At 64.0% G+C, this 26,799-nt stretch carries 28 protein-coding genes; 12 read left to right on the top strand and 16 right to left on the bottom strand.

Annotated elements, in window-relative coordinates:
- Positions 1–6: 6 nt before the first annotated feature.
- The gene (locus CATRI_RS11730) at positions 7–1,005 is read right to left on the bottom strand and encodes an N-acetylglutamate synthase, CG3035 family (protein WP_435384207.1); all 999 of its coding nucleotides are present in this window, start codon (positions 1,003–1,005) and stop codon (positions 7–9) included.
- A complete protein-coding gene (locus CATRI_RS11725) occupies positions 1,005–1,589 on the bottom strand; it encodes a peptide deformylase (protein ID WP_290217793.1) in 585 nt (194 codons plus the stop codon). Before CATRI_RS11725 ends, CATRI_RS11730 begins: the two co-directional genes overlap by 1 nt.
- On the opposite strand from CATRI_RS11725, the gene CATRI_RS11720 reads away from it, so the two are divergent.
- Genes CATRI_RS11720 through CATRI_RS11705 form a run of 4 tightly spaced genes read left to right on the top strand, consistent with a single transcriptional unit; the run spans position 1,588 to position 4,158 of the window.
- Positions 1,588–1,857, top strand: coding sequence for a DUF3263 domain-containing protein (locus CATRI_RS11720; protein WP_290217791.1), 270 nt, complete (start codon positions 1,588–1,590; stop codon positions 1,855–1,857). The two genes, CATRI_RS11725 and CATRI_RS11720, sit on opposite strands and share 2 nt — an antisense overlap.
- Before the next feature lie 5 nt (positions 1,858–1,862).
- The gene (locus CATRI_RS11715; protein ID WP_290217789.1) at positions 1,863–2,444 is read left to right on the top strand and encodes a LytR C-terminal domain-containing protein; all 582 of its coding nucleotides are present in this window, start codon (positions 1,863–1,865) and stop codon (positions 2,442–2,444) included.
- Between the two features lie 18 nt (positions 2,445–2,462).
- On the top strand, positions 2,463–3,605 hold the full coding sequence (locus tag CATRI_RS11710; protein ID WP_290217787.1) for a glutamate--cysteine ligase: 1,143 nt from the start codon (positions 2,463–2,465) through the stop codon (positions 3,603–3,605).
- Positions 3,595–4,158, top strand: coding sequence for an alpha/beta fold hydrolase (locus CATRI_RS11705; protein ID WP_290217784.1), 564 nt, complete (start codon positions 3,595–3,597; stop codon positions 4,156–4,158). The genes CATRI_RS11710 and CATRI_RS11705 overlap by 11 nt, the downstream gene beginning before the upstream one ends.
- Before the next feature lie 4 nt (positions 4,159–4,162).
- On the opposite strand, the gene CATRI_RS11700 is transcribed toward CATRI_RS11705, so the two are convergent.
- The 10 genes from CATRI_RS11700 to CATRI_RS11655 all read right to left on the bottom strand — a co-directional run bounded on the left by CATRI_RS11700 (position 4,163) and on the right by CATRI_RS11655 (position 14,126).
- Positions 4,163–4,315 carry a PspC domain-containing protein gene (locus CATRI_RS11700; protein WP_290217782.1) on the bottom strand — a complete coding sequence of 51 codons (153 nt, stop codon included), beginning with the start codon at positions 4,313–4,315 and terminating at the stop codon, positions 4,163–4,165.
- Between the two features lie 9 nt (positions 4,316–4,324).
- Positions 4,325–4,705, bottom strand: coding sequence for a monovalent cation/H(+) antiporter subunit G (gene mnhG / locus CATRI_RS11695; protein WP_290217780.1), 381 nt, complete (start codon positions 4,703–4,705; stop codon positions 4,325–4,327).
- A 3-nt stretch (positions 4,706–4,708) separates the two neighbouring features.
- Positions 4,709–4,984, bottom strand: a complete 276-nt coding sequence (locus tag CATRI_RS11690) for a monovalent cation/H+ antiporter complex subunit F (RefSeq protein ID WP_047253877.1) — start codon at positions 4,982–4,984, stop codon at positions 4,709–4,711.
- 5 nt (positions 4,985–4,989) lie between these two features.
- Complete coding sequence (locus CATRI_RS11685; protein ID WP_290217776.1) at positions 4,990–5,499, bottom strand: Na+/H+ antiporter subunit E; 510 nt, start codon at positions 5,497–5,499, stop codon at positions 4,990–4,992.
- Positions 5,496–7,244, bottom strand: a complete 1,749-nt coding sequence (locus CATRI_RS11680) for a Na+/H+ antiporter subunit D (RefSeq protein ID WP_290217774.1) — start codon at positions 7,242–7,244, stop codon at positions 5,496–5,498. Before CATRI_RS11680 ends, CATRI_RS11685 begins: the two co-directional genes overlap by 4 nt.
- A complete protein-coding gene (locus tag CATRI_RS11675; RefSeq protein ID WP_290217772.1) occupies positions 7,237–7,728 on the bottom strand; it encodes a Na(+)/H(+) antiporter subunit C in 492 nt (163 codons plus the stop codon). The genes CATRI_RS11680 and CATRI_RS11675 overlap by 8 nt, the downstream gene beginning before the upstream one ends.
- Positions 7,729–10,677, bottom strand: coding sequence for a Na+/H+ antiporter subunit A (locus tag CATRI_RS11670; protein ID WP_290217771.1), 2,949 nt, complete (start codon positions 10,675–10,677; stop codon positions 7,729–7,731).
- 376 nt (positions 10,678–11,053) lie between these two features.
- A complete protein-coding gene (locus CATRI_RS11665; protein ID WP_290217769.1) occupies positions 11,054–11,974 on the bottom strand; it encodes a hypothetical protein in 921 nt (306 codons plus the stop codon).
- Between the two features lie 90 nt (positions 11,975–12,064).
- Entirely contained in the window at positions 12,065–12,568 is a 504-nt protein-coding gene (locus tag CATRI_RS11660; protein WP_290217767.1) for an acetyl-CoA acetyltransferase, read from the bottom strand.
- A 202-nt stretch (positions 12,569–12,770) separates the two neighbouring features.
- Positions 12,771–14,126, bottom strand: coding sequence for a dipeptidase (locus CATRI_RS11655; RefSeq protein ID WP_290217765.1), 1,356 nt, complete (start codon positions 14,124–14,126; stop codon positions 12,771–12,773).
- Positions 14,127–14,330: 204 nt separating this feature from the next.
- On the opposite strand from CATRI_RS11655, the gene groL reads away from it, so the two are divergent.
- The 4 genes from groL (at position 14,331) to ppk2 (ending at position 18,008) form a co-directional block, all read left to right on the top strand.
- Positions 14,331–15,977 (top strand): chaperonin GroEL, encoded by a 1,647-nt coding sequence (gene groL, locus CATRI_RS11650; protein ID WP_290217763.1) that lies wholly within the window; start codon positions 14,331–14,333, stop codon positions 15,975–15,977.
- Between the two features lie 537 nt (positions 15,978–16,514).
- Positions 16,515–16,685 carry a PorH family porin gene (locus CATRI_RS11645; protein WP_290217761.1) on the top strand — a complete coding sequence of 57 codons (171 nt, stop codon included), beginning with the start codon at positions 16,515–16,517 and terminating at the stop codon, positions 16,683–16,685.
- A gap of 85 nt (positions 16,686–16,770) precedes the next feature.
- A complete protein-coding gene (locus CATRI_RS11640; RefSeq protein ID WP_290217759.1) occupies positions 16,771–16,962 on the top strand; it encodes a PorA family porin in 192 nt (63 codons plus the stop codon).
- 146 nt (positions 16,963–17,108) lie between these two features.
- Complete coding sequence (gene ppk2 / locus CATRI_RS11635) at positions 17,109–18,008, top strand: polyphosphate kinase 2 (RefSeq protein ID WP_290217757.1); 900 nt, start codon at positions 17,109–17,111, stop codon at positions 18,006–18,008.
- A 6-nt stretch (positions 18,009–18,014) separates the two neighbouring features.
- On the opposite strand, the gene CATRI_RS11630 is transcribed toward ppk2, so the two are convergent.
- From CATRI_RS11630 to CATRI_RS11620, 3 genes are all read right to left on the bottom strand, one after another.
- Entirely contained in the window at positions 18,015–21,902 is a 3,888-nt protein-coding gene (locus CATRI_RS11630; protein ID WP_290217755.1) for a Pls/PosA family non-ribosomal peptide synthetase, read from the bottom strand.
- 6 nt (positions 21,903–21,908) lie between these two features.
- Positions 21,909–22,409: a MarR family winged helix-turn-helix transcriptional regulator gene (locus CATRI_RS11625; protein WP_290217753.1), complete on the bottom strand. Its 501-nt coding sequence runs from the start codon at positions 22,407–22,409 to the stop codon at positions 21,909–21,911.
- A gap of 69 nt (positions 22,410–22,478) precedes the next feature.
- Positions 22,479–22,769 (bottom strand): rhodanese-like domain-containing protein, encoded by a 291-nt coding sequence (locus CATRI_RS11620; protein ID WP_290217751.1) that lies wholly within the window; start codon positions 22,767–22,769, stop codon positions 22,479–22,481.
- A 177-nt stretch (positions 22,770–22,946) separates the two neighbouring features.
- Here CATRI_RS11620 and CATRI_RS11615 point away from each other — a divergent pair, with 177 nt between their 5' ends.
- On the top strand, positions 22,947–23,375 hold the full coding sequence (locus CATRI_RS11615) for a hypothetical protein (protein WP_290217749.1): 429 nt from the start codon (positions 22,947–22,949) through the stop codon (positions 23,373–23,375).
- 20 nt (positions 23,376–23,395) lie between these two features.
- Here CATRI_RS11615 and CATRI_RS11610 read toward each other — a convergent pair whose 3' ends face one another.
- Positions 23,396–23,869 carry an inorganic diphosphatase gene (locus tag CATRI_RS11610; RefSeq protein WP_290217747.1) on the bottom strand — a complete coding sequence of 158 codons (474 nt, stop codon included), beginning with the start codon at positions 23,867–23,869 and terminating at the stop codon, positions 23,396–23,398.
- A gap of 105 nt (positions 23,870–23,974) precedes the next feature.
- On the opposite strand from CATRI_RS11610, the gene dacB reads away from it, so the two are divergent.
- The 3 genes from dacB to hpt are packed head-to-tail and all read left to right on the top strand — an operon-like array spanning position 23,975 to position 26,769.
- Complete coding sequence (gene dacB / locus CATRI_RS11605) at positions 23,975–25,261, top strand: D-alanyl-D-alanine carboxypeptidase/D-alanyl-D-alanine endopeptidase (protein WP_290217745.1); 1,287 nt, start codon at positions 23,975–23,977, stop codon at positions 25,259–25,261.
- Position 25,262: 1 nt separating this feature from the next.
- Positions 25,263–26,165 (top strand): tRNA lysidine(34) synthetase TilS, encoded by a 903-nt coding sequence (gene tilS / locus CATRI_RS11600; RefSeq protein ID WP_290217743.1) that lies wholly within the window; start codon positions 25,263–25,265, stop codon positions 26,163–26,165.
- Positions 26,166–26,181: 16 nt separating this feature from the next.
- Complete coding sequence (gene hpt / locus CATRI_RS11595; protein WP_290221172.1) at positions 26,182–26,769, top strand: hypoxanthine phosphoribosyltransferase; 588 nt, start codon at positions 26,182–26,184, stop codon at positions 26,767–26,769.
- Positions 26,770–26,799: the final 30 nt, after the last annotated feature.

Here is a 26,799-nt window from a genome sequence, read left to right as displayed (position 1 = left end):
TACAGACTACCTGTGAGTTAGCTCCGCGCTGCGGTGGCGATGGTGCTCGACGAAGCCCAGTTTCTGGTACAACGCACGCCCCGCCGTGTTGGAGGCGATGACTTGGAGGTAGGCGCGATCAGCGCCGTTGGCCGCGCCCCAACGCAACATTTCGATGCCGAGGCGGGTGCCGAGGCCGCGGCGTCGATAAGCAACGGCCACCTCGACGGCCGAGTAACCAAGCCAGAGGCTTCCGTCGCCCGAGGACGTGAGGGTGCCGCGGGTGATCGCGACGGTCTCACCATTGGGGGTGAGCAGGCGGCCGAAGCCCATCTGGCCGTCGATCTGCTCGCGCAGGAGCTCGAGCGCGCGGACGGGCAGGGCCTGGCCGCGGAAGTGGTAGAGGGCCAGCCAGTCGTCATCGGGCTGGTCTTCGATGAGGAAGCTCAGTTCCGGCGCGGCCTCCGGCTCAGGGACTTCCGCCAAAGGCCTGGTCATGACTATGATTTCCGGGCCCAAAGTCCAGCCGGAGGCGGTGAGTTTCTCCGCCGGGGCCCCGATGCGCTCGGGAATGAGCAGGCGAACGGGCAGGTAGTGGCGATCATAGAAGGCGGTGATCTCATCGAGGGGGACGGCCTCAAACCCTGCCGAGGGGCCAAGTGGGACCGCCGAATTGGAACGTTCCGTGATGCCATCGCCGGCGCGCATGAGCCACTGCCCGTTGGTGGTCCACGTGTGCTCGGTACCGGGGAAGGCCTTCGCGGTAGCCACCTCGACCGCGCGGATGTCGGAGTTGCGGATCGTACGCGGGGAGAGCTTCTTCAGCACCTTCACCTGCTCCGGCAAGATCTTCAGGGACTCCGCCGTACTCGGCAAGCCACCGACCGCCTGCGGGCGCACCACGAGCGGATCGACGCTGAGGACGTGGCCGATGACGTCGCTGAGATGGCCGGGTGTGTCCGGCAGCTGGCGGCGAACGACGACCCGGTCGCCCACCTGCGCCTCGTCGGAGCGGAAGATGCCCATTAGTGCCCGAAAGGATCGTCGTCGACGCCCGGCATCCACGTCAGGCCGGCCTGATTCCATCCGTTGGCCTTGATGGCCTTTTTGGCCTGGCGCTTGTAGCGGCCGATGAGGACGTCGGTGTAGACGAATCCGTCGAGGTGGCCGACCTCGTGCTGCAGGCAGCGGGCGAAGAATCCGGTTCCGTCGACGGTGATCTGGTTGCCCTCGGCATCGAGTCCGGTGACGGTCGCCTCCTGCGCGCGCGGAGTGGGGTAGCCCTCGCCCGGCAGGGAGAGGCACCCTTCGTCGTCGCTGCCGTCGTCGGCGGGCATGGTCTCCGGGATGGCGGAGGTGCTCAGCACCGGATTAATCACGCAGCCGGTGTGCATAACACCCTCGTCGTCGGGGCAGTTATAGACGAACATGCGCTTGCCCACCCCGACCTGATTGGCGGCCAAGCCGACGCCGTTGGCTACGTCCATCGTCTCGAACATGTCCTTGATCAGTGTCTGCATCTCCTCGGAGGCGATGTCGGCGGGATCGATAGGCGTGGTCGGCTGATGGAGCACGGGGTCGCCGTGGATAACAATGGGGCGCACAGTCATGCTCTACAGTTTAGGCATGTCCGAGCTCTCCGATTCCGACGCCCGCCTCTTGGCGTTCGAGGAACGCGCGCCCCGCTCGGCCGGCTTAAAGGAAGAGGCAATCCGGGCGCAGCTGGGCATGAGCCCCGTCCGCTATTATCAGCGCCTCAACCTGCTTATCGACGTCCCCGCGGCCATGTCCGCCCACCCCGTCCTGCTGTCCCGCCTACGGCGGGTCCGCGACAGGCGCGCCGGTGAGCGAGCGCTGCTCAACGAAAAGCTAGAGTGACTACTGTGACGAATGTGAATCAGGACAATCAGGACCATGCTACTTCTGGCACCACCGGCTTGCCGCTACGCGGCCTCGCGATGGTGCTCATCGCCGTCGCCGTCATCCTCGGCCTCTGGGGCGTGTACGCCATGACGCAAAACTCCAGCTCCTCTGACCAGGCGACTTCTTCCGAGACCTCCGCTGCTGCTCCGCAGTCCACCGTCGCGGCGCCCGCCCCGGCGTCGGCTCCGGAGTCGACCCCGAAGGAAACCACTTCCGCCCCGGCCCCCGCGCCAGGAGCGAGCGATGCCCCCGCCCGCCTCAACGTACTCAACAACTCCACCGTCCCGAACCTGGCCAAGGACGTCGCCGACTCCCTCCGTGGCCAAGGCTTCGACATCGGCGAAGTAGGAAACGTCTCCGACATCATCCACCCGGAGAACACCGTCTACTTCCAACCCGGCAACGCCGACGCCGAGCGCCGCGCCCGAGAGCTGGCCGACCGCGTCGGGGGAGTAGCCAAGGAATACAATCAGGCTCTACCCGATGGCACCAACGGCGCCAACGACATCACCCTCGTCCTGGTCAACCAGGTCGCGCTGTAACTTAAAGGAGCCATGGCGATGGCGATCGAACCGATTCAGTTCCACGGCTCACCCCAGCCCACTTTGGGCATTGAATGGGAGATCGCCCTCGTCGACCCCGCCACCCGGGACCTCGCGCCCAAAGCCGCGGAGGTCATCGCGGCTGTCAACGCCGCCCACCCTGAGGTGCACCTGGAAAAGGAATTCCTCCAAAACACCGTCGAGCTGGTCACGGGGATCCACCCGACGAGTCCGGCGGCTATCGACGAGCTAGCTCAGGGCCTGGCCTGTGTTAAAGAGGCCGCCGACTCCCTCGGTCTGCGCTTGTGGGCCTCCGGTTCGCACCCATTTTCCGATTTCCGTCAGAACCCCGTCTCGGAGAAAAATGCCTACACCGAGATCATCGAGCGCACCCGCTTCTGGGGCTCGCAGATGCTCATCTGGGGCATCCATGTCCACGTCGGCATCTCCTCCGCCGACCGAGTGTGGCCCATCATCAACGCAATGATGACCAAGTACCCCCACCTGCTCGCCCTGACGGCCTCGTCCCCGGGGTGGGACGGCATCGACACTGGCTACGCCTCCAACCGGACCATGCTCTACCAGCAGCTCCCCACCGCCGGCCTGCCGTACCAGTTCCAGACCTGGGAAGAGTGGGAATCCTACATGCACGACCAGGGCATCTCCGGCGTCATCAACCACACCGGCTCCATGCACTTCGATATCCGCCCGGCCGCCAAGTGGGGCACCATCGAGGTCCGCGTCGCCGACGCCACGTCCAACCTGCGTGAACTCTCCGCCGTCGTCGCCCTCACCCACTGCCTCGTCGTCCATTACGACCGCATGATCGACCGCGGCGAGGAACTCCCCATCCTCCAGCCCTGGCACGTCGCCGAAAACAAATGGCGCGCCGCCCGCTACGGCATGGAAGCCCAGATCATCACCTCTCGAGACACCGATGAACGCTGGGTCACCCAAGAACTCGCCGAACTCACCGATGAACTCGGCCCGCTGGCCCGCGAACTCGGCTGCTACGACGAGCTGCAATTGGTAGTGGAAATCCTCGAACGAGGCGCCGGCTACCAGCGCCAACGCCGTGCTTTCCACAATGCTGGCTCCTGGACCCCCGTCATCGACCTCACCTGCGATGAGATGGAAGAGCTGAAACCCCTTGAACACTAACCTGGTCCTCGTTCACCCCGCCGGCCTCATGCCCGATACCTTCACCGGCATCGTGCAGGAACTGCCCGCCGATGTGAAACCCTGGCTGCCTAATCTCGCCGTAGGCAGCATCAATGACCAATGCCGCACGCTCGAGGACTACCTCGACCGCCACGAACTCCGCAGCGTCATCCTCTTCGGCCACGGCACCGGCGCGCTCGTCGCCGCCCAACTCGCCCTGGCCCAACCCAACCGGGTCAGCCGGTTGCTGCTTTCCGACGCCCCCTTGCGCACCGACGAGAAAACCATCAACGCCCAGATGAAGGCCCTTCGCCTCATCCCGCGTTTCCTCCTGCGACGCCGCGGCATCGACAAGGATGAAGCGATGGAGTCGTTGGAATCTCTGCGCGATTTCGACCTCATCGGCCAGTTGGGAATCCTCGGGATCCCCCTCACCATCTTCAGCTCGGCCAACACTCCGGACACTTTTCAAAGCGCGAAGGTGATCCGCGTGCCCGAGGGCCGCTGGTACGAATCAAACCCGGCGTTAGTCGTCCGGGAGCTGCTCGCCTAGCTACTCATCGATGGAGTAGACGAGCCACTGAAAGAGATAGACGGCGATCATAGAGCCATCGCACGGTATCTGGCTTCATGCCATAAACCTCGGCAACTCCAGAGCACACTCCCGCTATCTGCTTATTTCGCGGTGTGCGATAGAACTGCTTTGGCATTCGAGGACCCTACCGCCTGCGCAGGGACTTCTCAGCGGGGGCGTCGTTACGCGACATCGTTTCGGGCTTGCCGTACAGGCCTTCGCGGCGGGAGACGCGGCCGAGGCGCTGGGCGGTGACTGGTGAGGTGATCCCGGCGAAGAGCACGAGCAAAATGAGCACGCCCAGGTCCCCGCGCTCGGCCATGCCGAACTCGGGGGAGCCGGAGACGCGCAGCAGTGCCCCCAAGATCACCAGGATGAGGCCGGTGGTCTGCGGCTTCGTGATGGCGTGGACCCGCGACATCGTGTCTTTGAAGCGGACGACGCCGACTGCGGCGGAGAACACGAACAAGGCGCCGGTGATGATCAGGACTAATGACGCGATGTCGGCAACCAGTGAATAGGTCATGGGTTAGGCACCATCCCTCTTGCGGAAGCGGGCAACGGAGACGGAGGCGATGAAGCCCAGTAGGGCGACGACGAGCATGGCGTTGGCGACCGTGGTGTCCAAGGTCCAACAAATGTAAGTGGCCAAGGCGCATTGGAGCATGGCGATGAAGCCATCGAGGCCGAGGACGCGATCGAGGGAGTTGGGGCCGACGAGGATGCGCCAGGTCATCATGAGGAAAGAGATGCTGATGATGACGGCGGCGACCAGGAGGAAGGCGTTGTAAATGGAGGGGTCCATGGTTGCTAGCTCCTCTCGAAGATGTGGATCATGCGGCGTTCCAGGCTGGCGATGCTATCGATCTCGCGCTGCAGGGCAGCTGGGGTGCCTGCGTCGAGAAGGTGCACGGTCCACATCCGGTTGGCGATGTCGATATCGCTGACTGAGCCGCCCGGCTGCAGGTTGTACAAGGCGGTGGCAAACGTCATGACCAGCTCGGAGGAGACGCGCATGGGAACCTGCACGATGGCGGTCTTTGGTGGGTCGGACGGTCGCAGCGCCAGCCAGGCGACGCGGAAGGACGCGATGAATAGGTCCCAGATCCAGACGAAGAAGTAGCTGATAAAGGTGCCCCAGCGGATACTCAGCCCGGCGATGGGCATAGCGGGCAGCGGTAGCGCCAGCACGACGACGAGGCCGACGAGGAAGCCGCCAATGACGTTCGCCCAGCTGATCTGGCCCATGAGCAGGCACCACATCAGAGTGATCCAGACAACGAACCACGGGCGCCAGCGGCGCTTGAGTCCGGCGATCATGGCTGGGCCTCCTCAGTGGCTGGAGTAGATGAGATGACCGGTATCGGCTCGGGTAACCCATGCTCGCGGTTACGCAAATCATCGGAGCCATCATCGAGCCGCTGCTGGTTAAGGGTGCGGGAAGGGTTAGAGAAGTCTGTCCCCAGCACCGCGGTGCGGTAGATGGAGATGTCCTGGGCCGATTCGGCGGCGCGATCGGTGACCCCGGCGATCGGTCCGGCGAGGACCGATACGGCGAGGGACGCGGCGATGAGTGTGGTGGTGGAGGCGACCATGCCGACTGGCATGCGGCCGACGTCGTCACGCTCTCCGAACTCCACCTCATCGGTGACCTCGGAGAGGGGGGACGGGCGGGCCGTCGCCACGTTGCCTTCGGGGGCATCTTTGCGGTCTCGCCAGAAGCCCTTCGACCACACCATGACCATGACGTAGAGGGTGAGTAGGGAGGTGATGACCGCGCCCGCGATGAGGACCCACGCCTGCCAGCTGCCCTGGTTGGCGCCGGCTTCGATGAGGATGATTTTGCCCAGGAAGCCGGAGAACGGCGGGATGCCGCCCAGGTTGAGCGCCGGGATGAGATAGAGAATCGCGATGACCGGGGCGGTGTAAGCGAGGGAGCCGAGGCGCCGCAGCGAGGATGTTCCGGCCTGGCGCTCGATGAGGCCGACGACGAGGAACAGCGCGGTTTGCACGAGAATGTGGTGGATGGCGTAGAAGATCGCGCCCGAGAGGCCTTGCGCGGAGCCGAGGGCGATGCCGAATATCATGTAGCCGATGTGGCTGACCAGGGTAAATGACAGCAACCGTTTGATGTCGTTCTGGGCCATGGCGCCGAGGATGCCCACGATCATCGTCGCCAGCGCCACCCACATGAACATCCCATCGAGGGAGCCATCGGTGAACACCACCGAGCGCATGCGGATGATCGAGTACACGCCGACCTTGGTCAGCAATCCGGCGAACACGGCCGTGACCAGCGAGGGGGCGGTGGGGTAGGAGTCGGGCAACCAGGCGTCGAGCGGGAAGACCGCGGCCTTAATGCCGAAGGCGACGAGTAGGACACCGAAGATGGCGGCGCGCGTGCCCGAGGGGATCTCGTCCATGCGCATCCCGATCTGCGCGAGGTTGATGGTGCCCACGGCGGCGTACACCATGGCCAGGCCGAAGAGGAAAATCATCGACGACACCATGGACACCATGACGTAGGAAACTCCCGCGCGCACTCGCGACGCCGAGGCGCCGAGGGTGAGCAGCACGTAGGAGGCGACGAGGAAGACCTCGAAGCCCACGTAGAGGTTGAAGAGGTCGCCGGCGAGGAAAGACATGTTCACGCCCATGCTCAGCAGCATGTACGTGGGCAGGAACACCGCGACAGGCTCGTCCTTGCCGCCATCGCGCACACCCTGGCTGATCGCGTACCACATGACGCAGAACAGGACCATGGAGGAGACGGTGAGCATGACCGTCGAGAGGCGATCGGCGACGAGGGTGATGCCGACGGGCGCGTCCCAGCCACCAAGCTGCACCGTCTGGATGCCCTCGATGTCAACGACCACGACCATCGACGCCGTCAGCGCAATGAGCACCAGCAACGTGCCCAGCGCGATCACCCGCTGGATATTGGGGTGGCGCCCGGCCAACAACGCCAGGGCCGCAGCCACGGCCGGCAGGATCACTGGCAGCGGAATGAGGAAAGGCATCAAGGGCAGCAAGAAATCAACGTAGGGGAGGAAAAACTCAGACATCTTCGCCCGCCTTCACTGGTGCCTCGAAGGACTTCGGCCCGAAACTATCGCCCTCGCTGGTCAGGCGGCCTGTCTCTGGGTCATCGGAAGCATCGTGGTCCGGGGCCGCGCTCGCCGTCGCGGGACGGGCGGCGATGGCGGCATCCTCGACGTCATCTTCAATAACATCCGCCGTGCGGTAACGGTACTGGCGGTACGCCAGCGTCAGGATGAAGGCCGTCATCGCCATCGAAATAACAATCGCGGTGAGGATCATCGCCTGCGCGAGCGGGTCGGCGATCTTCTCGCCATACTCCGCGCTCTCGCGCCCCATAATCGGCGGCGACCCCGCCTGTCCGCCCGCCTGCAGCAGGAGCAGATTCGCCCCATTGCCGATGAGCATGAGGCCCAACATCATCTTCGTCATCGCGCGATCAAGCACCAGGTACACGCCGGCGGAAATCAGTGTTCCGGCAGCTAGCAGCAGAAACAGGTTGGCTACCATTTACTTCTCTCCCTTCGTGACTGTGCTTATCGACGCCGTCCGTTGTCGCCTCTCGGCCGCCCGCGCCATCGAGCGCGCGCGGTCGCGCGCCCTCTGCTTGCGCATCTCCTCCTCCAAGTCGAGCTGACCGCCCAAAGAATTGAGAATGTGCATGATCAACCCGACGACGATGAGGTACACGCCCGTATCGAATATCAGCGCCGACGGCAGCGACATATTGCCAATGAGCGGCAGATCCACCGAGTCATACGCCGAGGTCAGCGGCGGGTAGCCCAAGAACATGGGCCAAATTGCTGCGATTGACGCGATGACCAACCCCGAGCCGAGGATACGACCCGCATCGACGGGCAGCGCCTCTTCCAATTCGGCGCGCCCGCCCGCGAGGTAACGCAACGTGAACGCCAGGGCCGCGACGAGTCCTCCGGCGAAACCCCCGCCCGGCGCGTTATGCCCGGCGAAGAAGAAGTACAGTGACAGCGCAATCATCGAGGGAAACAGCACGCGCGTGGCCACATCGACCATGAGGGAGCGGTTTTGCTGTTTTTCGGTCTCAACTCCTGCGGCCAGCCAGCGGCGGCCCGTGACGGAGAGGGTCGGACGTCGAGAAGCTCTGGTAAAGGATCTGGTGCGGTAGATGAGCGAGGCCACGCCCGTGGCCGCGATGACCAGCACCGAAATCTCGCCGAACGTATCCCACGCACGAATATCCACCAGCAACACGTTGACCGCGTTGGCACCGTGGCCGATCTCCTGCGCGAGGTCCGGCACATATGCCGAAATCGGCTCCTGGTTGCGGGCGTTGATGGCGAACATGGTCACCAACGTCACCGACAGGCCCACCGCCACCGACAGCCACGCGCGCAGACGATTGGCCTGGGGGGACTGCTTCCACTCCGTCGTCGACGGCAGCTTGCGCAGCACCAGCATGAACACGACCATGATGATCGTCTCCACCAGCGTCTGCGTCAGCGCGAGATCCGGCGCCCCCTGCAACGCAAAAATGAAGGCGATGGAGTAGCCCGTCACGCCGACAAAAATAACCCCTGACAGGCGGTTATCCATCCGCGTCGCTGCAATCGCCGCGACAATAATGATCAACGACGCCAGCGCCTGCCACGGCGAATCCCACAGTTCCATGCGGACATCGCTGCGCTCGCCGATAATAAGTGCCGTCACCGGCAGCACAATGAGCACGCCGAAGATGATGGCCAAGTTGGCCACTAGCGAACCGCGCTGTGTCGACGCCGTCAAGCGCAGGGAAATGCGGCGGAACATGTCGAGCACGGCGTCATAAGCCGAATCGGCACTGCCCAACGCCGGCACCTCCGGCTGCGCCTTGGCGACGACCGCCCGCTGCCAATGCATAATCGCACCGGCCGCGATGATGAGCGCCGACAACAGCAGCGGCAATGTAAACCCGTGCCACAGGGCCAGATACGTGGGGCTCTCACCCGGCATCAGCAGAGTGACGTTATCCAGGTGCATCGTGATGACATTCGACAACGGCTTGGGAAAGAGGCCAAAGAACACGGTCAGGGCCGTGAGCACCAGCGGTGCCAACCACAACCGTGGGCCGATGGTGTGCATTTTCTCCACCGCCTCCGAACGGCCACCGCCGCTGACATGGGACGACTTCTTCGTTGCGAAAGCCCCGTGGAGGAAATGCAGCGCGTACGCCATCGTCAGCGTCGACCCCACGACAATCGCCACGAGCATGAGGTTGCGGGGCATTCCCACGAGCAACTGCTCATGCATGACCGCCTCCAGCACTGACTCCTTGGCCACGAAGCCAAACATCGGCGGAATACCCGCCATCGATGCCGCCGAGACGATGGCCAGCAGTGCGACGAGCGGCTGCCTGCGCCCCAACCCCGACAACTCCCGAATATCGCGAGTACCCGTCGAGTGATCAATCGCACCGACGATCATGAACAGCGAGGCCTTAAACAGCGAATGCGCAAATGTCAGCGCGAGGCCCGCCATCATCGCCTCCCGCGAACCAACCGCCACCACCGCGGTAATAAAGCCCAACTGGGAGACCGTGCCATAAGCGAGGATGAGCTTGAGATCCTTCTGCCGCAGCGCCATCCACCCAGCCATGAGCATGGTGAACAACCCCAAGGGGATGACCACCAAATGCCACGTATCCACCACATGGAAGTCCGGCGCCAGGCGCGCGACCAGATAAATACCCGCCTTGACCATGGCAGCGGAGTGCAGATACGCCGACACCGGAGTCGGAGCCGCCATCGCGCCGGGCAACCAGAAATGCATCGGCGCGATAGCCGACTTCGACAATGCACCGGCCAGGATGAGAATGACGGCCACCGTGATGTGCGGGGTTAAGGCTAGTTCGGTGAACTGGGGAATCTCTGACAGGCGCCAAATGCCCGTCAGTCGCCCGAGCATGATGATGCCCACCAGCATGGCCAGGCCGCCCAACGTGGTCACCATCAACGCTTGCCCGGCCGACCGCCGGGAGGAGGCCCGCTCGCCGTAATAGCCGACGAGCAAGAAAGACAGCACCGACGTGATCTCCCAGAAGATGTACATCAATAGGAAGTTGTCCGAGGTGACCAAGCCAAACATCGCCATCGCGAAGGCAACCATCTGGCCACCAAACACCGACAGCCGGGGCGGATTCGAATCGAAATAGCCCCAACAATAAAACAGCACCAGCGCACCGACGCCCAAGATGATGAGGCTAAACAGCCCCGCCAGGGAATCCAGCCGCATTTCGATGTTCAGGTGCGCGGTGGGCATCCACTCGATGTTGGTGGTCAGCGCGCCATCATCGAGGAAAGTGCCGTTGGTAAACAGCGACAGCACCCAGAAGAACCCGGCCGCGGGAACGAGGGCGAGCAGGGCGAATGCTGATCTGCCCATGAGTCGGATGAGAGCTGGCGCCACAATGGCAGCGACGGTGAGTGCTCCGAGAAGTAGCAGCACGGTACTTGGTGTTCCCCTTCACAGCGTGGGCGTACAAGACGATCGGGGCAACGCAGTTTGTGGACACCCCGTGCGTGCTGCCCCCAGCGGCAGGTCAAATCTCGTCTTTGAAATCACTGAGAAACACCCAAGATCAAGGCGACGTCCGTCAACAGCGCGGCCAACTCTGGATAGTGTACCTGTTGACTGTTATATAGGTATCGGCTGCATTGCCTCTGGCGGAGGGGTTGGTTCCAGCGGCACCCTGCCAAAATTCTCTAGAATGTGAAATCCGATTCGCCACGACCTGGGGAAACGCATGGTCATATGATTCATTCTAGAGAATTTTGGCAGCCACCCCGTCCTCGCGACGCCCTGATCCCGACCTGAACTAAATTCACCGCCACGCCAACCCGGCGCTCTCCCACCGGCCGTTAACGAATGGCAAATTACGCATGGATAGCAGCCGGTACAGTTCCCGAATCCCCTCGATGGCGCTGCCGTCGGGGAAGTTGAACTTGTTCGCCCGGAAGATCGTGATGCCCACGTTGCTCAAGGAGTGCTGGCGGTGCAAATCGTTGAACACCGCCTCCTCTCGGTCAGTGCCAAACTCGCCGAGGTACTTGCCCTGGCCGTCGTATTCCACGGCGAAGCTGATTTCGGGCCAGAAGAAGTCGAAGCGCCCGAGCATCGCTCCCGAGCGGTGAAAGATCTTCGCTTGCTGGTGGGGCGCGGGTAGGCCGGCGTCGAACAAATAGGACTTGAGCATGGACTCGCGGGGGCTGTCGGAGAAGGGCGTGGCTTGCCGGGCCACCTGTCGCAACACCTTGATCCCGCTGAGGGGACCGAGCCCGGTGACGAAGCTGGCCAGCTCATCGGAGGAAAACAGCCCCCGCCTCAAGCCCTGGTCTAACGCCTGGACTCCCAGGTGGCGGCGGTGCCAGCGGGCGAGGTCGAGTCCGGAGAGGAGGGGATCGGTGGCCCGGGCCAGGCCGAAACGATTGCGCACCCACACCGTCCTTTCCTGCAGGGCGGGCGGGTGATGGCGCGGGCGCAGGCCGCTCATCGGACGCGAGCTGTGGTAGTTCGGCAGGGATAGCTCGATGGGTTCGGAGGATATCCACTGCGGTAGCGGGTAGTCGTGGAGGGCGGCGGCGGAGAGTCCGGCGATGACAGACGTCGGCCGCGCCCCCGCCCACGCCATCGCCCGGGCGCGCACCATGTCCTCCCGCGGGAGCCGGAAGTAGTCGGCCCGGCTGATGTAGGTGGCGGGCGCTAGCTTGAGGTAGTCGCCGGAAGACGCTACTTTCTGGCGCACACCACGTGGACTCGACCGCAGTGAGATGAGTGGCCCCCCGACCTCGTTCATGCTTCAGCACTTTAAGCGCTGGAGCATGAACGTGCTGGGTTAGCCGTAGATGCGCTGGGCGCCGGAGGAGAGTGCGGCGGCGATGGAGGCGGCCGGAGTGGGGCCGAAGCCCATGGCCCAGGCGGTGCGCCGGTCGGCGGTTTGGTGGGCGACCTTGACGAAGGTGGCGGTGGCCTCGAAGAGCTCGACCTGGTGGAAGGCGTGGATCTCGACGTGGCGGCCGGCGTCGGCGAGCAGGTGGGTGCAGGCGGAGGCGGTGCCCATGGTGTCGATGGTGTGCCCGGCGGTGAACGGCGGCTCGGTCTTGGACAGGAACGTCAGCTCGGCGGTGAAGTGCTGAGTGCCGCCGCGGCCCGGGATGGAATCGAGACGGTTGATGCGGATGTCGGCGTGCGGGGCGTAGATGGCGCTGAACAGCGACCAGGTCATGCCGGAGGCTTCTTCGCGCAGTTCCCGGGGAAGATGGCTGCCAAAACGAGTATGGAAGGGATCTTCGACCTGGGTGGCCTGGGTGCGGGGTTCCTGGGTGGTGTGCTTAAACATGTCGATCCTTTTCGGGGCTCTTCGAGAGGAAGGGGGATGGACCGACTCTTCTTGGTGCGGGTGGAATAACGACTACTGCCCCATACGCGGGGAGTCAGTCCCTATGCCGCGTTGGGGTTGGTAGCCTTCGCTACTCGCTGAAGAGCAAGGAATTTGTAAGTCACACTGCGACAGTAACGCCTGTCACAAAATCGCGCAACCCCTAGCCGCCGAACTCCATTAAAAAGGTGGCTTCGGCGAGGGCGATGTGCTCGATTTCGGTGGGGTCGACTGACTCGTCGGGAGAGTGGATGGTGGTCAGCGGCTCTTCGACGCCGTAGAGGGCGATTTCCGCATCGGGGAAGGTTTCCTGCAGGGCCAGGGTCAGCGGGATGGAGCCGCCGGTGCCAATGGTTGCCGCTTTGTCCGTTTCGTAGGCGCGGGCGAGGCACCTGCGCAGAAGTCCGAGGGCGGGTCCGGCGGTGTCGGTGCTAAACGGCTGGTTGATGTCGTCGATGTCGACGGTCAGGTGCGCGCCCCAGGGCACGTGGGCGTGCAGGTGCGCGTTCAACTTCGATGCGACGTCGGCGGCATCCATTCCCGGGGGAACGCGCAGGTTGAGCTTTGCCTGGGCGGTGGCGGGCACGGCGTTGACGGCCTCGGCGACGGGGGTGGAGGTGAAGCCGGTGATGGTGATTGCGGGGCGGGCCCACACCATGTCGGCGGGGGCGTCGTCACGCGTGCCCATGATGTCGACTCCGTCGAGGATGCCCGCATCAGCGCGGAAGGTGGCGGCCTCGTAGGGTTCACCCTCCCATTTTGTGTGCGTATCGACGCCGTCGATCACCGTCCGGCCGGCATCGTCACGCAAGCTGTCGAGCAGGCGGACCAGCGCCGCCACGGCGTCGGGCGCCGCCCCGCCGAAGCCGCCGGAATGTAGCGGTGCGCGGAGGGTGTCGACGGTAACGGTGACCTGCGCGCCGCCGCGCAGGGAAGTGGTCAAGGTCGGCGTGCCGACGGCCGCGTTGCCCGTATCGGCGATCATGATCGCGTCGGCGCGGAACAGCTCCGGTTGGGTGCGCAGGAGGTGGTCGAGGCCCTCGCCGCCGCGCTCCTCGGAACCTTCCACGAGGACGATGAGGCCAAGGCGAGTGCCGCCAGCGGCGGTGACGGCGCGCAGGGCTGCCAGGTGCATGGCGAGGTTGCCCTTGCAGTCCGCCGCACCGCGGGCGTACCAGCGGCCGTCGCGCTCGGTGAGGGTAAAGGGATCGGAGGTCCACTTTGTGGGATCGCCGGCGGGGACGACGTCGTAGTGGGAGTACAGCAGGACCGTCGGCATGCCCTCGCCGGGCTCTTGGCGGCCGATGACGGCGGTGGAACCGTCGGCGGTGAGGTGGGTGGTGACGGTGAGGCCGGCGTCGATAAGCGCCTGACGTGTCCACTCGGCGGCCGCGGCATTGTCCTGCTCGTGGCCCGGCTCGTTGTGGACGGAGTTGAAGGAACACAGGGCGGAGAGGTCGCTAAAGATTTGCTCGCGCTGGCCGTGGATGTGGGTGCGAAGGTGGGATACGTCAGTCATGGAGACCACCCTAACGTGAAATACTTTGCACTCGGCGGCTGAGAGTGCTAAAAACGGACCTAGCACTTGAATAGACTGAGTGCCAGAAAACATGATGACTTCAGGGGTTGAGGTTGGTTCACACTCGCCGACCGTGCCGTCGCGGGCGCCTTTTGAAGTGCAGACGTGAGTGTCGTCCTAAATAACATCAAGGAGCACAATCACATGGCAAAGATCATCGCCTTTGACGAAGAAGCACGCCGCGGCCTCGAGCGTGGACTGAACACGCTGGCCGACGCCGTTAAGGTCACCCTCGGCCCCAAGGGTCGCAACGTTGTTCTCGAGCGTGGCTGGGGCGCCCCGGTCATCACCAATGATGGTGTCTCCATCGCGCGGGAAATCGAGCTGGAAGACCCTTACGAGAAGATTGGCGCTGAGCTGGTCAAGGAGGTCGCCAAGAAGACCGACGACGTCGCTGGCGACGGCACCACCACCGCTACCGTCCTGGCCCAGGCACTCGTGCGCGAAGGTCTGCGCAACGTAGCCGCCGGCTCCAACCCGATGGGCATTAAGCGCGGCATTGAAAAGGCCACCGCTAAGGTGACCGAATCCCTGCTCGCTTCCGCCAAGGAGGTCGAGACCGAGGAAGAGATCGCCGCTACCGCTGGCATCTCCGCCGCCGACCCGGCCATCGGCGCCCAGATCGCTAAGGCCATGTACGCCGTGGGCAACGGCCACGTGAATAAGGACTCCGTCATCACCGTCGAGGAGTCCAACACCTTCGGCGTGGAGCTCGAGGTCACCGAGGGTATGCGCTTCGATAAGGGCTACATCTCCGGATACATGGCCACCGACCTGGAGCGCGGCGAGGCTGTGCTCGAGGATCCGTACATCCTGCTCGTCTCCTCCAAGATCTCCAACATCAAGGACCTCCTGCCCCTGCTGGAGAAGGTCATGCAGTCCGGCAAGCCGCTGCTCATCATTGCCGAGGACGTCGAGGGCGAAGCCCTCTCCACCCTCGTGGTGAACAAGATCCGCGGCACCTTCAAGTCCGTCGCCGTCAAGGCTCCGGGCTTCGGCGACCGCCGCAAGGCTCAGCTGCAGGACATCGCCATCCTCACCGGTGGCCAGGTCATCGCTGAAGAGGTTGGCCTCACCCTCGAGAACGCCGACCTGCCGCTGCTGGGCTCCGCCCGCAAGGTCGTCGTGACCAAGGACGACACCACCATCGTCCAGGGTGCCGGTTCCCCCGAGCAGATCGAAGGCCGCGTCAAGCAGATCCGCGCCGAGATCGACAACTCCGACTCCGACTACGACCGCGAGAAGCTGCAGGAGCGCCTGGCCAAGCTGGCCGGCGGTGTCGCAGTGCTCAAGGTCGGCGCTGCCACCGAGGTCGAGCTCAAGGAGCGCAAGCACCGCATCGAAGATGCTGTGCGTAACGCCAAGGCTGCCGTCGACGAGGGCATCGTCGCTGGCGGTGGCGTCGCCCTCCTGCAGGCATCCCACGTGCTTGACGACGACCTCGGCCTCACCGGCGACGAGGCCACCGGCGTCAAGATCGTCCGCGAGGCCCTCTCTTCCCCGCTGAAGCAGATCGCCATCAACGCGGGCCTCGAGGCCGGCGTTGTCGCTGACAAGGTGGCTGGCCTGCCCGCCGGCCAGGGCCTCAACGCCGCAACCGGCGAGTACGTCGACCTCATGGCCGCTGGCATCAACGACCCGGTTAAGGTCACCCGCTCTGCACTGCAGAACGCCGCCTCCATTGCCGCCCTGTTCCTCACCACCGAGGCAGTTGTGGCTAACAAGCCGGAGCCGGCTGGCGCTGGTATGCCGGACGGCGCTGGCGACGCCATGGGTGGCATGGGCTTCTAACCCAGCCTCGCCCGCAGTAGCCTGCGGGGCGACATCCTAGTCCAGGATGTTGCCCCACGGGCTACTTTTTGTTTTTAGGGAAAAAGCACTAGTGCCGTAGGTCAGTGGGGCGGGCAACCTTTGATAGTTTCCCAATTATGTGCGGTGGTAGTTGCGCTGCTTTGATGCCTTACTGTCGGAGGGGTCAGGTTTACTGGTAAGCCCCCGGATGGGGGTAAATAAGCTGTGGCGTTGGCGATGGAACCGAGGAATCTTATCGCCGAGGCCTGAGGTAGCGTTACGAGCCGAGGGCAAACGTGGTCTTTTGTTAATCTGTTATGAAATGTTTCTGCAGGTCAGGGTCGTGGCCAGGGGAAATGCTTGCGGGGGCAGGCTAACGAGACGGGAATGTGACGTCCGGCGGCGGCGAAAATAGTCCCAGATAGCGCTTGACGAACCTGCAAATTGTGAAAGAATGATCCCCGTGACGCCCTGAGGTGTCAGTAAGAGTCAATTCGCACCGGCTTCTGGCTGGTTCCTCTCAAGGAGACATACATAATGGATCTCGATTTCATCCAGGAGAACCTGGGCAACTTCGCTACCTTCGGCAAGAACGTCGGCAAGGCCTTCCAGGAGATCCCGGCTCTGCTTAAGGGTATCGTCGAGTTCTTCGACAACTTTGGCACCCTGAGCTCCAATGCGGAGTTCACCTCCTCCAAGGATGCCTAAGAGCACTTAAGCTCTTCCCGGATTTGCAAATCCTGCCAATCCACTAAGTACTTTCCCACTTTTCATACTCCCAAGGAGAATCCCCATGGCAATTGCCGCAGCAGCACCGAAGCCGCTCGAGCCCACCGACATCTTTGATTCCTGGATCGGCCTGTCCTCCGGCTTCGAGGTCGACGGCGAGAAGTACCCGACCATCGTTTCCTACGTCTTCGGCTTCCTGAAGAACGCTGGCGAATGGGCCGGCGCCGTCAACTCCCTCATCGGCCTGATCAACTAGTTTTCAGCCGCTGGGACTTGACCCAGAGTTTTTCTTAAGGCTCCGACCCGCAACGGGTCGGAGCCTTTTGCTGTGTCCTACCTAAGGGAAGTGAGATGCTACGTTTCGCCGCACGTCAAGGGAAGTGACGGTCTAGGATTAGAAGCATGGCTGACCACAAGGACGACGATCTCCCCGTCATTGACCTCGCAAAAACCGAGGGTTACGTCGTGGATGATTCCGACGAAGATGATCCGGTGCTCCTTCGCCCCGATGGAACTGCAATTGAAACCTGGCGCGAGAACTATCCGTATGACGAACGGGTGTCGCGGGCTGAGTATGAAAAGACTAAGCGTTCCTTACAGATCGAGCTGTTGAAGTGGCAGAACTGGACCAAGGACACTGGTCAGCGGCACATCATTCTCTTTGAGGGTAGGGACGCCGCCGGTAAGGGCGGCACGATCAAGCGTTTCAACGAGCACCTCAACCCCCGCGGTGCCCGCACGGTAGCCCTGGAGAAGCCTTCGCCGCGTGAATCAACGTCGTGGTACTTCCAGCGTTATATCTCGCATTTCCCGGCGGCCGGTGAGATCGTCTTTTTTGACCGCTCCTGGTACAACCGCTCCGGTGTGGAGCGCGTGATGGGTTTCTGTACGGAGTCTCAGCACGCGGAGTTCCTGCGGGAGGTGCCCATGCTGGAGAACATGCTCCTGGGTTCGGGGATCTCGGTGACCAAGTTCTGGTTCTCGGTGACGCGGAAAGAGCAGCGCACGCGCTTTGCCATCCGCCAGGTGGACCCGGTGCGTCAATGGAAGCTCTCGCCCATGGACCTGGCCTCGCTGGATAAGTGGGATGATTACACCCGCGCCAAGGAAGAGCAGTTCCGCTACACGGATACGGACGAATCCCCGTGGGTGACCATCAAGTCGAATGACAAGAAGCGCGCCCGCATCAACGCGATGCGCTACATCTTGTCCAAGTTCGAGTACACCAACAAGGATCACGAGCTGGTGGGGGAGCCCGACCCGCTCATCGTCCTGCGCGGGCGGGATCAGATCGGCGACTAACTTCGGTTAGGTCTGCTTCCAGGGTTCGATCGGGTTGCCCTGCCACAGGGAATTGGCGGGGACCCGGTCGCCGCGCATGACGAGGGAGCCGGGTCCGACGGTCGCGGCGTCGCCAAGCATGGCGGCCGGGAGGGCGACGGAGTGCGAGGCGAGGGTGGCGCCCGCCCCGAGGGAAACGACGTCAAGGCTCATGACTCGGTCCTGGAACAGGTGCGTTTGCACGACGGTGCCCGGGCCGACGGTCGCACCACTGCCAACGTGGCAAAGGTCAGTCTCGGGGAACCAGTAGGACTCGATCCAGGCCCCGCGCCCGACCTTCACGCCCAGAGCACGCAGCGCCATATTGAGCTCACCGGTGCCGAGGTTGGGAATGAGGAACCAGGGGCCGGCGACGGTTTCAACGAAGGTGTCCTGTAACTCATTGAGCCAGACGAATTCGGACCACAGGGGATGATCGCCGGGGCGGTGACGGCCGACGCAGCCCCACTTGACCGCCACGGTGATGCCCATGGCGAGGAAACCCGCGGACATGAGGACGAGGCCGCCTAGCAGCCACGTTGCCCACAGCCCGGCGCGGTCGAGCAGCACGAGGAACGTGCCCATCACTCCGGCGAGCAGCATCGCCGAGGTCATCGGCGCCAGGAGGCGCATAGTTTCGACGACCCCGCGGAGGACTTTGACCTTTGTCCCTGGGCGGTAGGTGAGGGCATCCCCACCGTCGGCGGCGACAGTCACCCGCCGCATGCGCTCCGGCGGGGAACCCCACCAGTTGGAATTGGCTTTGGCTTTGCGGGGCGTGGAGGACAACACTGCCACCAGGGAGTTTTTGGCCAACTTACGGCCCGGACCCGCAATGCCAGAGTTGCCGACGAAGCTGCGCTTGCCCACGCGGGTCTCGCCGGTGAGCATCCAGCCGCCGCCGAGTTCGTAGCCGCCGATCATGGTGTCGTCGGCGAGGAAGGCGCCGTCGCGGACTTCGGTAAGCGAGGGGATCATCACCGCAGTGGAGATTTCGACATCCTTACCGATCGTCGCGCCCAACGACCGCAACCAGAGCGGGGTGAGCTGGCTGGCGTAGAGGGGGAACAGGTAGGTGCGGGCATCATCCATGAGGCGTTCGATGCTCCACAGGCGCCATCCCTGGAGGGAGCGAACCGGGGTCACCCCGGGGGTCAGCCCGAGGGAGAGCACGCGGACCCCCAGCCAGGTGGTGGCCAGGTAGAAAGCAAACACGACTAGGGCGCCGAGCGGGGCGAACAACACCGCGCCGATCAGGGGATTGCCGGCGGTCACCTCCACGAGAACCAGCACCAGGGCGGCGCCAAGGGCGATGGCCACCATGGGCATGAGGCTGAGCAGGATCGAGGTCAACCCGTAAATGGGCACCCAGCGGGATCGCCGGGGCGGGTGTTCGTCGGGGAAGCGGTGCTTCGAGCGGCCTACCTTGACCGCCGGGGAGCCGGACCAGCGCGAACCCTTCTTGATGGTCTTCGTGCCGGTGACGGTGGAGCCGGCCTCGACGTGGGCGTCTTCGCCGATGACCGTCCCCGGCAGCAGTGTCGACCGGGTGCCGATGCGGGCCTCCGAATGCACCTCGATGGCGCCGACGCGCAAGACATCGCCGTCCACCCAGTAGCCGCTGAGGTCGACTTCCGGTTCAATCGAGACGTGGTCACCGAGTGTGAGCAGGCCGGTCACAGGCGGGAGGGAGTGCAAATCGACGCCACGACCCATCGTCACGCCGAGGGCGCGGGCATAGTAATTCACCCAGGTGGCGCCAGCGATGGAGCGGGAGCCGGAGGCGTCTGCCCAGCGTTCGGCAGCCCAGATACGCAGATGAGTGGACCCGCCGCGGGCGTATTCTCCGGGCTCGATGCCGGAGGTGAGTAGGCGGGCGCCGAAACCTCCGATGGGTAGGCGCCCGAGGGGGGTCGCGAAGACGACGAGCAGGGCGATGACCAGCCACCACGGCGTGTGCCGCGCCCACTCCACGCCCGCGAGCGCGGCGAGGTTGGAGCCCAACAGTAACCAGGCCAGCCAGGTCGTAGCCTGGAGTGTCATCGTTACCACCTGCACGGCGACCTGTATGGCACGCGTATCGACGCCCACCGGGACGACGGTGCGTGGCTCGGCAGGGGAGGCGTCGGAAAGCGAGACTCCGGAGGAGTCAGCGATACCTTCCACGGTCAGCGCCAGCGCGCCGAGGCGCGGATGGTCGTAGAGATCGCGGACCGCGACGGTGGGCACCCGCTCGCGGATGCGGCCGACGAGAGTGGCCGCGGCGAGCGAGGTGCCGCCGAGGGAGAAGAAATCGGCATCGGCGTCCGAGACGGAGGTACCCAGGACATCGACCCACAGCTCCGCGAGCCACTCCTCCGTGGGGCTGAGGTTGCTTGCCTCCACGCCGACGCCGGGCAGCGGCCAGGGGAGCGCGGCCTTGTCAACTTTGCCGGAGGTGCGGATGGGAAGCTCCTCCAGCACGCAGATCCGTGGGACGAGGGCGGCGGGCATGGACTCGGCAAGGCGCTCGTGGGCGGCATCGTGATCGAAGCCGAGGTCTGCTTGCTCCAAGGACACGTAGGCGACGAGGACTTTTTGATCAGCTCCGGTGGTCTGGACGGCGACGGCCGAGTTGTAGACGTTGGGGAGCGCCGAGACATTCGCCTCCAACTCCCCGAGCTCAATGCGGCGGCCGCCGATCTTCACCTGATCATCAACCCGCCCGACGAAGTAGAGGCCATCCTCTTCTAAGCGGACCTGATCCCCCGAGCGATAGGCGCGGGCCCAGCCGACAGACGGCATGGGGGCGTACTTTTCCCGGTCCTTCTCCGGATCGAGGTAGCGGGCCAAACCGACGCCTCCGATAACGAGCTCGCCGACCTCACCGACCCGGACCGGTTGCTCATTCGCATCAACCACGATGAGGTTCCACCCCGCCAGCGGCAGACCAATGGACACCGGCTGACCGGGATGCAGCTGGGTGCCGCAGGCAACGACGGTCGCTTCGGTGGGGCCATAGGTATTCCACAACTCGCGGTCCGGGGTGGCCAGGCGATCAACCAGCTCCTGAGAGCAAGCCTCACCGCCGACGATAAGCAGGCGGATGTTGTCTAGCGCCTCGGCGGGCCACAAACCAGCGAGGGTAGGAACGGTGGAAACTACCGTGATGTCGCGGCGGATAAGCCACGGCCCGAGGTCCATTCCTGAGCGCACGAGCGAACGGGGGGCGGGCACCAGGCAGGCGCCGTGCCCCCAGGCCAGCCACATTTCCTCACAGCTCGCGTCGAAAGCCACTGACAGGCCCGCGAGAACGCGATCCTCCGGGCCCAGGGGCCCTCCAGGAGAATCGACGAGGAACATCTGCGCTTCGGCGTCGACAAACGCGGCCGCCGAACGATGGGTGACGGCCACACCCTTGGGCTTACCCGTGGAACCGGAGGTGAAAATGATCCAGGCGATGTCATCGAGCATCGGGCGACGCTTATCGCCACCCGCGCGCGGCTTGAGCATGCGAAAACCCTCATCCGTGAACACTCCATTGATGCCCGCCTCGCCGAAGACCATCTCGGCGCGCTCGTCGGGATCGTCGGCATCAACTGGTACGTAGGCGGCACCGGCGGCGATGGTGGAGAGGATCGCCAGGTAGAGATCCCGGTTGCCGGACCGCATGCGGATACCGATCCGATCACCGCGCCGGATGCCATTGCGATGCAACTCAGTGGCCCAGGCGTCGACGGACTCCATGAGCTCGGAGTACGTGAGGATCTCGCCGTCATCCAATGCGGCGGCTTCCGGGTGGGCAGCGGCCGTCGCAGCGAGGATTTCATACAGCGTCCGTTTGGCAGGTGCTTCCCCCGCGCGCAGATACTGGCGCGGCACATTATGGATGCTCACGGTGCGCTACGCCCCCTTGGGTTCCGCGGCGCTAGCAGTATCATCGAGCTCCGTGCTCAACACCGCAACAGTGAGGTTGCGCAGGTGTTTGAGCTGCTTCTTCGAGGACTCATCGAGCGCAGTGTTCTCCGCTTGCGTGACTAGTATCGCGAGCTGCGTTTGCGCCTTCGTGCCCTTCTTGGTCGACGAGACGATCTGGCGGCGGCGATCCTTCGGGTCGCGTTCGCGCTTGGCCCACCCACGGGACTCGAGCGAATCAATGAGGCGAACCATGTCGGAAGCGTCAATGGCTAGGGTCTCCGACAGTGCGGACTGGGATGCCGCCGCCCGGTCGACCAAGCAGGCCAGCACCCAGTACTCGCGCAGCGACGTCGACTGCGTGTTTAAGGCCGCCTCCACCTCATCGCGGGTGCGACGACGGAGTCGCTCCAACTGGAAACTGGGGGACTCGAGTAGAGAAACGGGAACCAAATCCGAGCCCTGGGTGGAATCAACCTTCTGCGCCATACTTCTGATAGTAAGCGCAAATGATGGAAAAGCTAAACCGTGGGTGCTTGCCCACTAAATAACCAGGGGTTACTCCATGGGCAAGCCAGCCTCGCGCCACGCATCCGTCCCGCCCAGCACATTGATCGGTGCGAGGCCCTTGGCCAATTCCAAGTACTCACTCGCCTGCAACGAACGGCCACCGGACTTGCAGATGACGTAGATGTCACGGTCGATATCAATCTCGGATACCCGGGCAGTGAACTCGGACAGGGGGATGTGCGTGGCACCTGCTGCGTGATCGACGCTGAACTCGTCTGCTTCGCGGACGTCGACAAGCTGGACTCCGGCGGGGACCTCGTGGACCGAGACGTTCTTCATGCTGGACCTCTCTGTGGGGAATGTGGGGACGAGTTTAGCGGCCACCCGAATCAGCGGGAAGTAACTGCGATATGAGTTCACCCATTAATCGAATAGCCGACGAAAGCCACTCGATTAATCGGTGAACTCATATCGCACTCTTCACTGGTGGACCGGGTGTGGCATAGCCTTAGTGGCATGGAGCAACCCCTGGATGATCAGCAGCTGCGGCGTTTGAGCGGCATCATCGCGTGGCGGCTTACCCTCGCGGCGGCGGTGCTGGGGACAGTGGGCGGAGCTTTCCTCTACTTCCGGCTCGGCTTCGGCATGATCCCCATGACGTTAGCCCTGCTCATGGTCCCCCTGATCGTCGTACTTGTGCTCGCTTGGGTCCTGCGCATCCCGGCCAACCGAGTGCCCCGGCCGATGACCTGGCTGGGTGGGGTGGGAACAGTGGTCGGGGTGGCGTGGCTCATCATTAGCCCCGGGCACATCCCAGCCATCCTCGTGTTCGCCCTGGGAGTGTGGCTGTTCGTCGTCGGGCTGATTGCGTCTGTGGCGGTGGGGACCGTTGGCAGCAGAAAGCGCCGCCCCAGTGCCGAAGACTCCAGCGAGCCTTCAGCCTGAAACGGCGCCGTTAAGCAGTCTTACTTGTAGCGAGCAACGGCCTCGGCGAGGATCTTCTCGGCTTCCTCGCGGGAGCCCCAGCCGGAGCCGGTGACTTCCTTGTTCGGCTCAAGGTCCTTGTAGTGGACGAAGAAGTGCTCGATCTCATCAAGGGTGAAGGAGGAGACATCCTCGAGCTCTTGGAAGTGGTCGAAGCGCGGGTCGTCGATGACGCAGAGAAGCTTGTCGTCGCCACCGGCCTCGTCGGTCATTTTGAACACGCCGACGATGCGGGCCTTGACCACGACGCCGGGGAATACGGGCTCGGGCAGGATGACGAGGGCATCCAAGGGATCTCCGTCTTCACCGAGGGTGTGCTCGATGAAGCCGTAGTCGGCCGGGTAGGCCATGGGGGTGAACAGGTAGCGGTCGAGGAAGACGCGGCCGGTCTCGTGGTCGACTTCGTACTTGTTGCGTGAACCCTTGGGGATCTCGATGGTCACTTCAACGCCCATGTGATGGCTCCTTGAATAGCTGGGTGGCAGATGTTGCCCCACATTCTACCGCCCGTAGTAGCCGGGTCGGTGGCCGTGTCAGTGGGAGGCATTAGTCTGTTGGGAATGAGCGGAAAAAAGGTGTGGTGGTCCGTGACCGCTGGCGTGGTGGCGGTCGCGGTGGCGGGTGTTGCGGGCGTCGGTGTGGTGACGCAGCGCTATTACGGTGACCTCACGCATGCTCCTGCCTTGGCGGCCCCGGCGCCGTCGCAGATCCTGAGCCCCGCGCGAGCAGAGGGGGAGGTGGATAATGCGGCGTTGGCCGCGCGTATCGACGACCTGTTGGCATCCGAGGTGGGCGCCGACCTGGGCACCCTGCACGGGCGGGTCACCGACACGGTGACCGGGGAGGTGGTGTGGCAGCAAGACGCTGATACGGCGCTGCAGCCGGCGAGTGCCACGAAGATTCTTACCGCGGCGGCGGCGGTCCTCGAGTTGGGTCCGGATGATGTCATCACCACGGAGGTCATCCAGAGTGCTGACAAAAAGTCCGTGACCATTCGGGCCGTCGGGGATGTCTGGCTGACGGCCAAGCAGATGGATGAGCTGGCGAAGCAGATCGGGGAGGCGGAGCAGGTGTTCGTGGATACCTCCGCCTGGTCGGGTGAAGCGCTCATGCCGGGGTGGGATCCGGCGGACATCGATGCCGGGTATATCGCCCCGTTGGAACCCGCGATGCTCAACGGTGCCCGGATTGGGCAGACGGAGGGTGATGTCCCGCGTTCGCATACCCCGGCGTTGGATGTGGCGAAGGCTGTGGCGGATCGAATCGGGGCGAGCACCGTCGGGTTGGGCCCGGTTCCGGAGGACGGGACGGTTGTCGCCCGGACAAGTTCGCCGCCGCTGATCGAGCGGCTGACGGAGATGATGCTGCATTCGGACAACGTCATGGCGGAGGCGGTGGGCCACGAGGTGGCCCTGCACCGGGGGCAGGCAGGCACGGCGCAGGGGGCGACGCAGGCGACGCTGGACGTGCTGAGCGCGCGAAACATCGACCTCACTGGGGTGTCCTTGGCGGATAATTCCGGGTTGTCCACGCTCAACCTCATTCCGCCGCGCGTCCTCGATGAGGTGCTTGTCGACGCCGCGACGAACCCCGAGCTGCGGCCCCTGCTGGCCACCCTGCCGGTGGCAGGTGGGGAGGGTACCCTGTCGGATCGCTACCTCGACCAGTCGGGCCGCGGGTGGGTGCGCGCGAAGACGGGCACGTTGACTAATACGTCGGCGCTCGCGGGGATCGTCACGGCGGATTCGGGTCGCGTCTACTCCTTCGCTTTGTTGTCCAACGGCTCGGAAATCCTCGCCGCGCGCCGGGCGCTGGACACGGTGGCCTCGACTATTCGGGATTCTTAACGTGGACTATCCGCGGCACAGCCCCCACTTTCTTGCTTGTCGACGCGCTGTCCGTCCCCACCTCACCGCCGGTCCCGTCACGGTGGGCCTGTCGGGAGGGGCGGATTCCCTCGCCTTGGTCGCCGCCGCGGTCGCCGAGGGGCAGGAAGTCTTGGCGGTGGTGGTGGATCACCAGCTGCAGCCGGGGTCGGGGGACGTGGCGCGCCGGGCCGTCGCGCAGGCTGAGAAGCTGGGGGCGCGTGCGCAGCTGCGCACAGTGACGGTGCCGGCGGGGAACCTTGAAGCCCAGGCCCGCCACGTGCGCTACCAGGCGTTGAGCGAACCGGGCAATGACGTGTGGGTCGCGCACACCCTCGATGACCAGGCCGAGACCTTTCTCTTGGGGGCGCTGCGCGGGAACCCGACCGGGATGAGCCCGCACTCAGGCCGCATCGTGCGCCCCTTCCTCAGCATTCGGCGCGCCGACACCGTGGGCGCGTGCGCGGAACTGGGGTTGGAGCCCTGGCACGACCCCCACAATGCGGACCCAGCTTTTAGGCGGGTGGCGCTGCGCCAGGAAATCCTGCCCGCCCTCCATCGCCTCATCGGGGGAGACGCCTCCGAGGCCCTGGCACAAGCGGCGGAACGCAGCGCCGCAGATAATGAGCTGCTCAGCGAACTGGCGGGGGCGCCGACCGACGACTGCGCTGAACTTGCCGCTCAACCGGGACCGCTGCGACGCCGCCGCTTGGCGGCGTGGCTGCGGGAGCGCGGAGTGGGAGTGACGGGGGCGTCGATAAGCATGGTGGAGGCGCTGTGCATTGACTGGCATGGCCAGGGCGGGGTCGCCGTGGGCCAGCGCAACGGAAGAAGGTTGGAAGTGCGGCGGTCTAATGGCAGACTGTCACTATCCGAGCAGGCCTAGGAAAGGTGCCATGAGCATGCACGACAAGAAGGACTTCCACGTCCCCGCTAACCGCTACGGCGACGACGTCGAGGCGGTGTTGATCAGCGAAGACGACCTCTCCAATCGGATCGCCGAACTCGCCGCGAAGGTATCGGAGACCTATCGGGACACCGAGGAAGACCTCATCTTGGTGTGCGTGCTCAAGGGCGCAGTCTTTTTCCTCACCGACTTCGCCCGCGCGCTCGACATCCCCGCGCAGGTCGAATTCATGGCCGTGTCTTCCTACGGCAACTCCACCACCTCTTCCGGTGTGGTGCGCATCCTCAAAGACCTCGACCGCGAGATTCAGGGCCGCAACGTCCTCATCGTCGAGGACATTATTGATTCCGGGCTCACCCTGTCGTGGCTCATGCGTAACCTCCGCGCCCGGCAGCCCAAGTCCCTCGAAGTGATCACGCTGCTGCGCAAGCCCGACGTGGTCAAGGCTGACATTGACCTTTTCGACGTCGGCTTCGACATCCCCAACGAGTTCGTCATCGGTTACGGCCTCGACTACGCCGAGCGCTACCGCGACCTTCCCTACGTGGGCACCCTGCACCCGGACGTCTACTCCGGGAGCTAGCGCGGGAACAAAAGGGCCATCCGGCCCGTT

It is taken from the genome of Corynebacterium atrinae (assembly GCF_030408455.1).
Taxonomy (GTDB): domain Bacteria; phylum Actinomycetota; class Actinomycetes; order Mycobacteriales; family Mycobacteriaceae; genus Corynebacterium; species Corynebacterium atrinae.
Note: the sequence above shows the minus strand (reverse complement) of the source record. Positions and strands in the feature narration are given on the sequence as shown.

Excerpts from the sequence above, each read along its gene's own strand:
- CATRI_RS11730 (WP_435384207.1), bottom strand. The coding sequence starts at position 1,005 with ATGGGCATCTTCCGCTCCGACGAGGCGCAGGTGGGCGACCGGGTCGTC.
- CATRI_RS11720 (WP_290217791.1), top strand. The coding sequence starts at position 1,588 with ATGCTCTACAGTTTAGGCATGTCCGAGCTCTCCGATTCCGACGCCCGC.
- CATRI_RS11725 (WP_290217793.1), bottom strand. The coding sequence starts at position 1,589 with ATGACTGTGCGCCCCATTGTTATCCACGGCGACCCCGTGCTCCATCAG.
- CATRI_RS11710 (WP_290217787.1), top strand. The coding sequence starts at position 2,463 with ATGGCGATCGAACCGATTCAGTTCCACGGCTCACCCCAGCCCACTTTG.
- CATRI_RS11700 (WP_290217782.1), bottom strand. The coding sequence starts at position 4,315 with ATGCCAAAGCAGTTCTATCGCACACCGCGAAATAAGCAGATAGCGGGA.
- mnhG (WP_290217780.1), bottom strand. The coding sequence starts at position 4,705 with ATGACCTATTCACTGGTTGCCGACATCGCGTCATTAGTCCTGATCATC.
- CATRI_RS11690 (WP_047253877.1), bottom strand. The coding sequence starts at position 4,984 with ATGGACCCCTCCATTTACAACGCCTTCCTCCTGGTCGCCGCCGTCATC.
- CATRI_RS11685 (WP_290217776.1), bottom strand. The coding sequence starts at position 5,499 with ATGATCGCCGGACTCAAGCGCCGCTGGCGCCCGTGGTTCGTTGTCTGG.
- CATRI_RS11680 (WP_290217774.1), bottom strand. The coding sequence starts at position 7,244 with ATGTCTGAGTTTTTCCTCCCCTACGTTGATTTCTTGCTGCCCTTGATG.
- CATRI_RS11675 (WP_290217772.1), bottom strand. The coding sequence starts at position 7,728 with ATGGTAGCCAACCTGTTTCTGCTGCTAGCTGCCGGAACACTGATTTCC.
- CATRI_RS11660 (WP_290217767.1), bottom strand. The coding sequence starts at position 12,568 with ATGTTTAAGCACACCACCCAGGAACCCCGCACCCAGGCCACCCAGGTC.
- CATRI_RS11655 (WP_290217765.1), bottom strand. The coding sequence starts at position 14,126 with ATGACTGACGTATCCCACCTTCGCACCCACATCCACGGCCAGCGCGAG.
- groL (WP_290217763.1), top strand. The coding sequence starts at position 14,331 with ATGGCAAAGATCATCGCCTTTGACGAAGAAGCACGCCGCGGCCTCGAG.
- CATRI_RS11645 (WP_290217761.1), top strand. The coding sequence starts at position 16,515 with ATGGATCTCGATTTCATCCAGGAGAACCTGGGCAACTTCGCTACCTTC.
- CATRI_RS11640 (WP_290217759.1), top strand. The coding sequence starts at position 16,771 with ATGGCAATTGCCGCAGCAGCACCGAAGCCGCTCGAGCCCACCGACATC.
- ppk2 (WP_290217757.1), top strand. The coding sequence starts at position 17,109 with ATGGCTGACCACAAGGACGACGATCTCCCCGTCATTGACCTCGCAAAA.
- CATRI_RS11625 (WP_290217753.1), bottom strand. The coding sequence starts at position 22,409 with ATGGCGCAGAAGGTTGATTCCACCCAGGGCTCGGATTTGGTTCCCGTT.
- CATRI_RS11620 (WP_290217751.1), bottom strand. The coding sequence starts at position 22,769 with ATGAAGAACGTCTCGGTCCACGAGGTCCCCGCCGGAGTCCAGCTTGTC.
- CATRI_RS11615 (WP_290217749.1), top strand. The coding sequence starts at position 22,947 with ATGGAGCAACCCCTGGATGATCAGCAGCTGCGGCGTTTGAGCGGCATC.
- CATRI_RS11610 (WP_290217747.1), bottom strand. The coding sequence starts at position 23,869 with ATGGGCGTTGAAGTGACCATCGAGATCCCCAAGGGTTCACGCAACAAG.
- dacB (WP_290217745.1), top strand. The coding sequence starts at position 23,975 with ATGAGCGGAAAAAAGGTGTGGTGGTCCGTGACCGCTGGCGTGGTGGCG.
- hpt (WP_290221172.1), top strand. The coding sequence starts at position 26,182 with ATGCACGACAAGAAGGACTTCCACGTCCCCGCTAACCGCTACGGCGAC.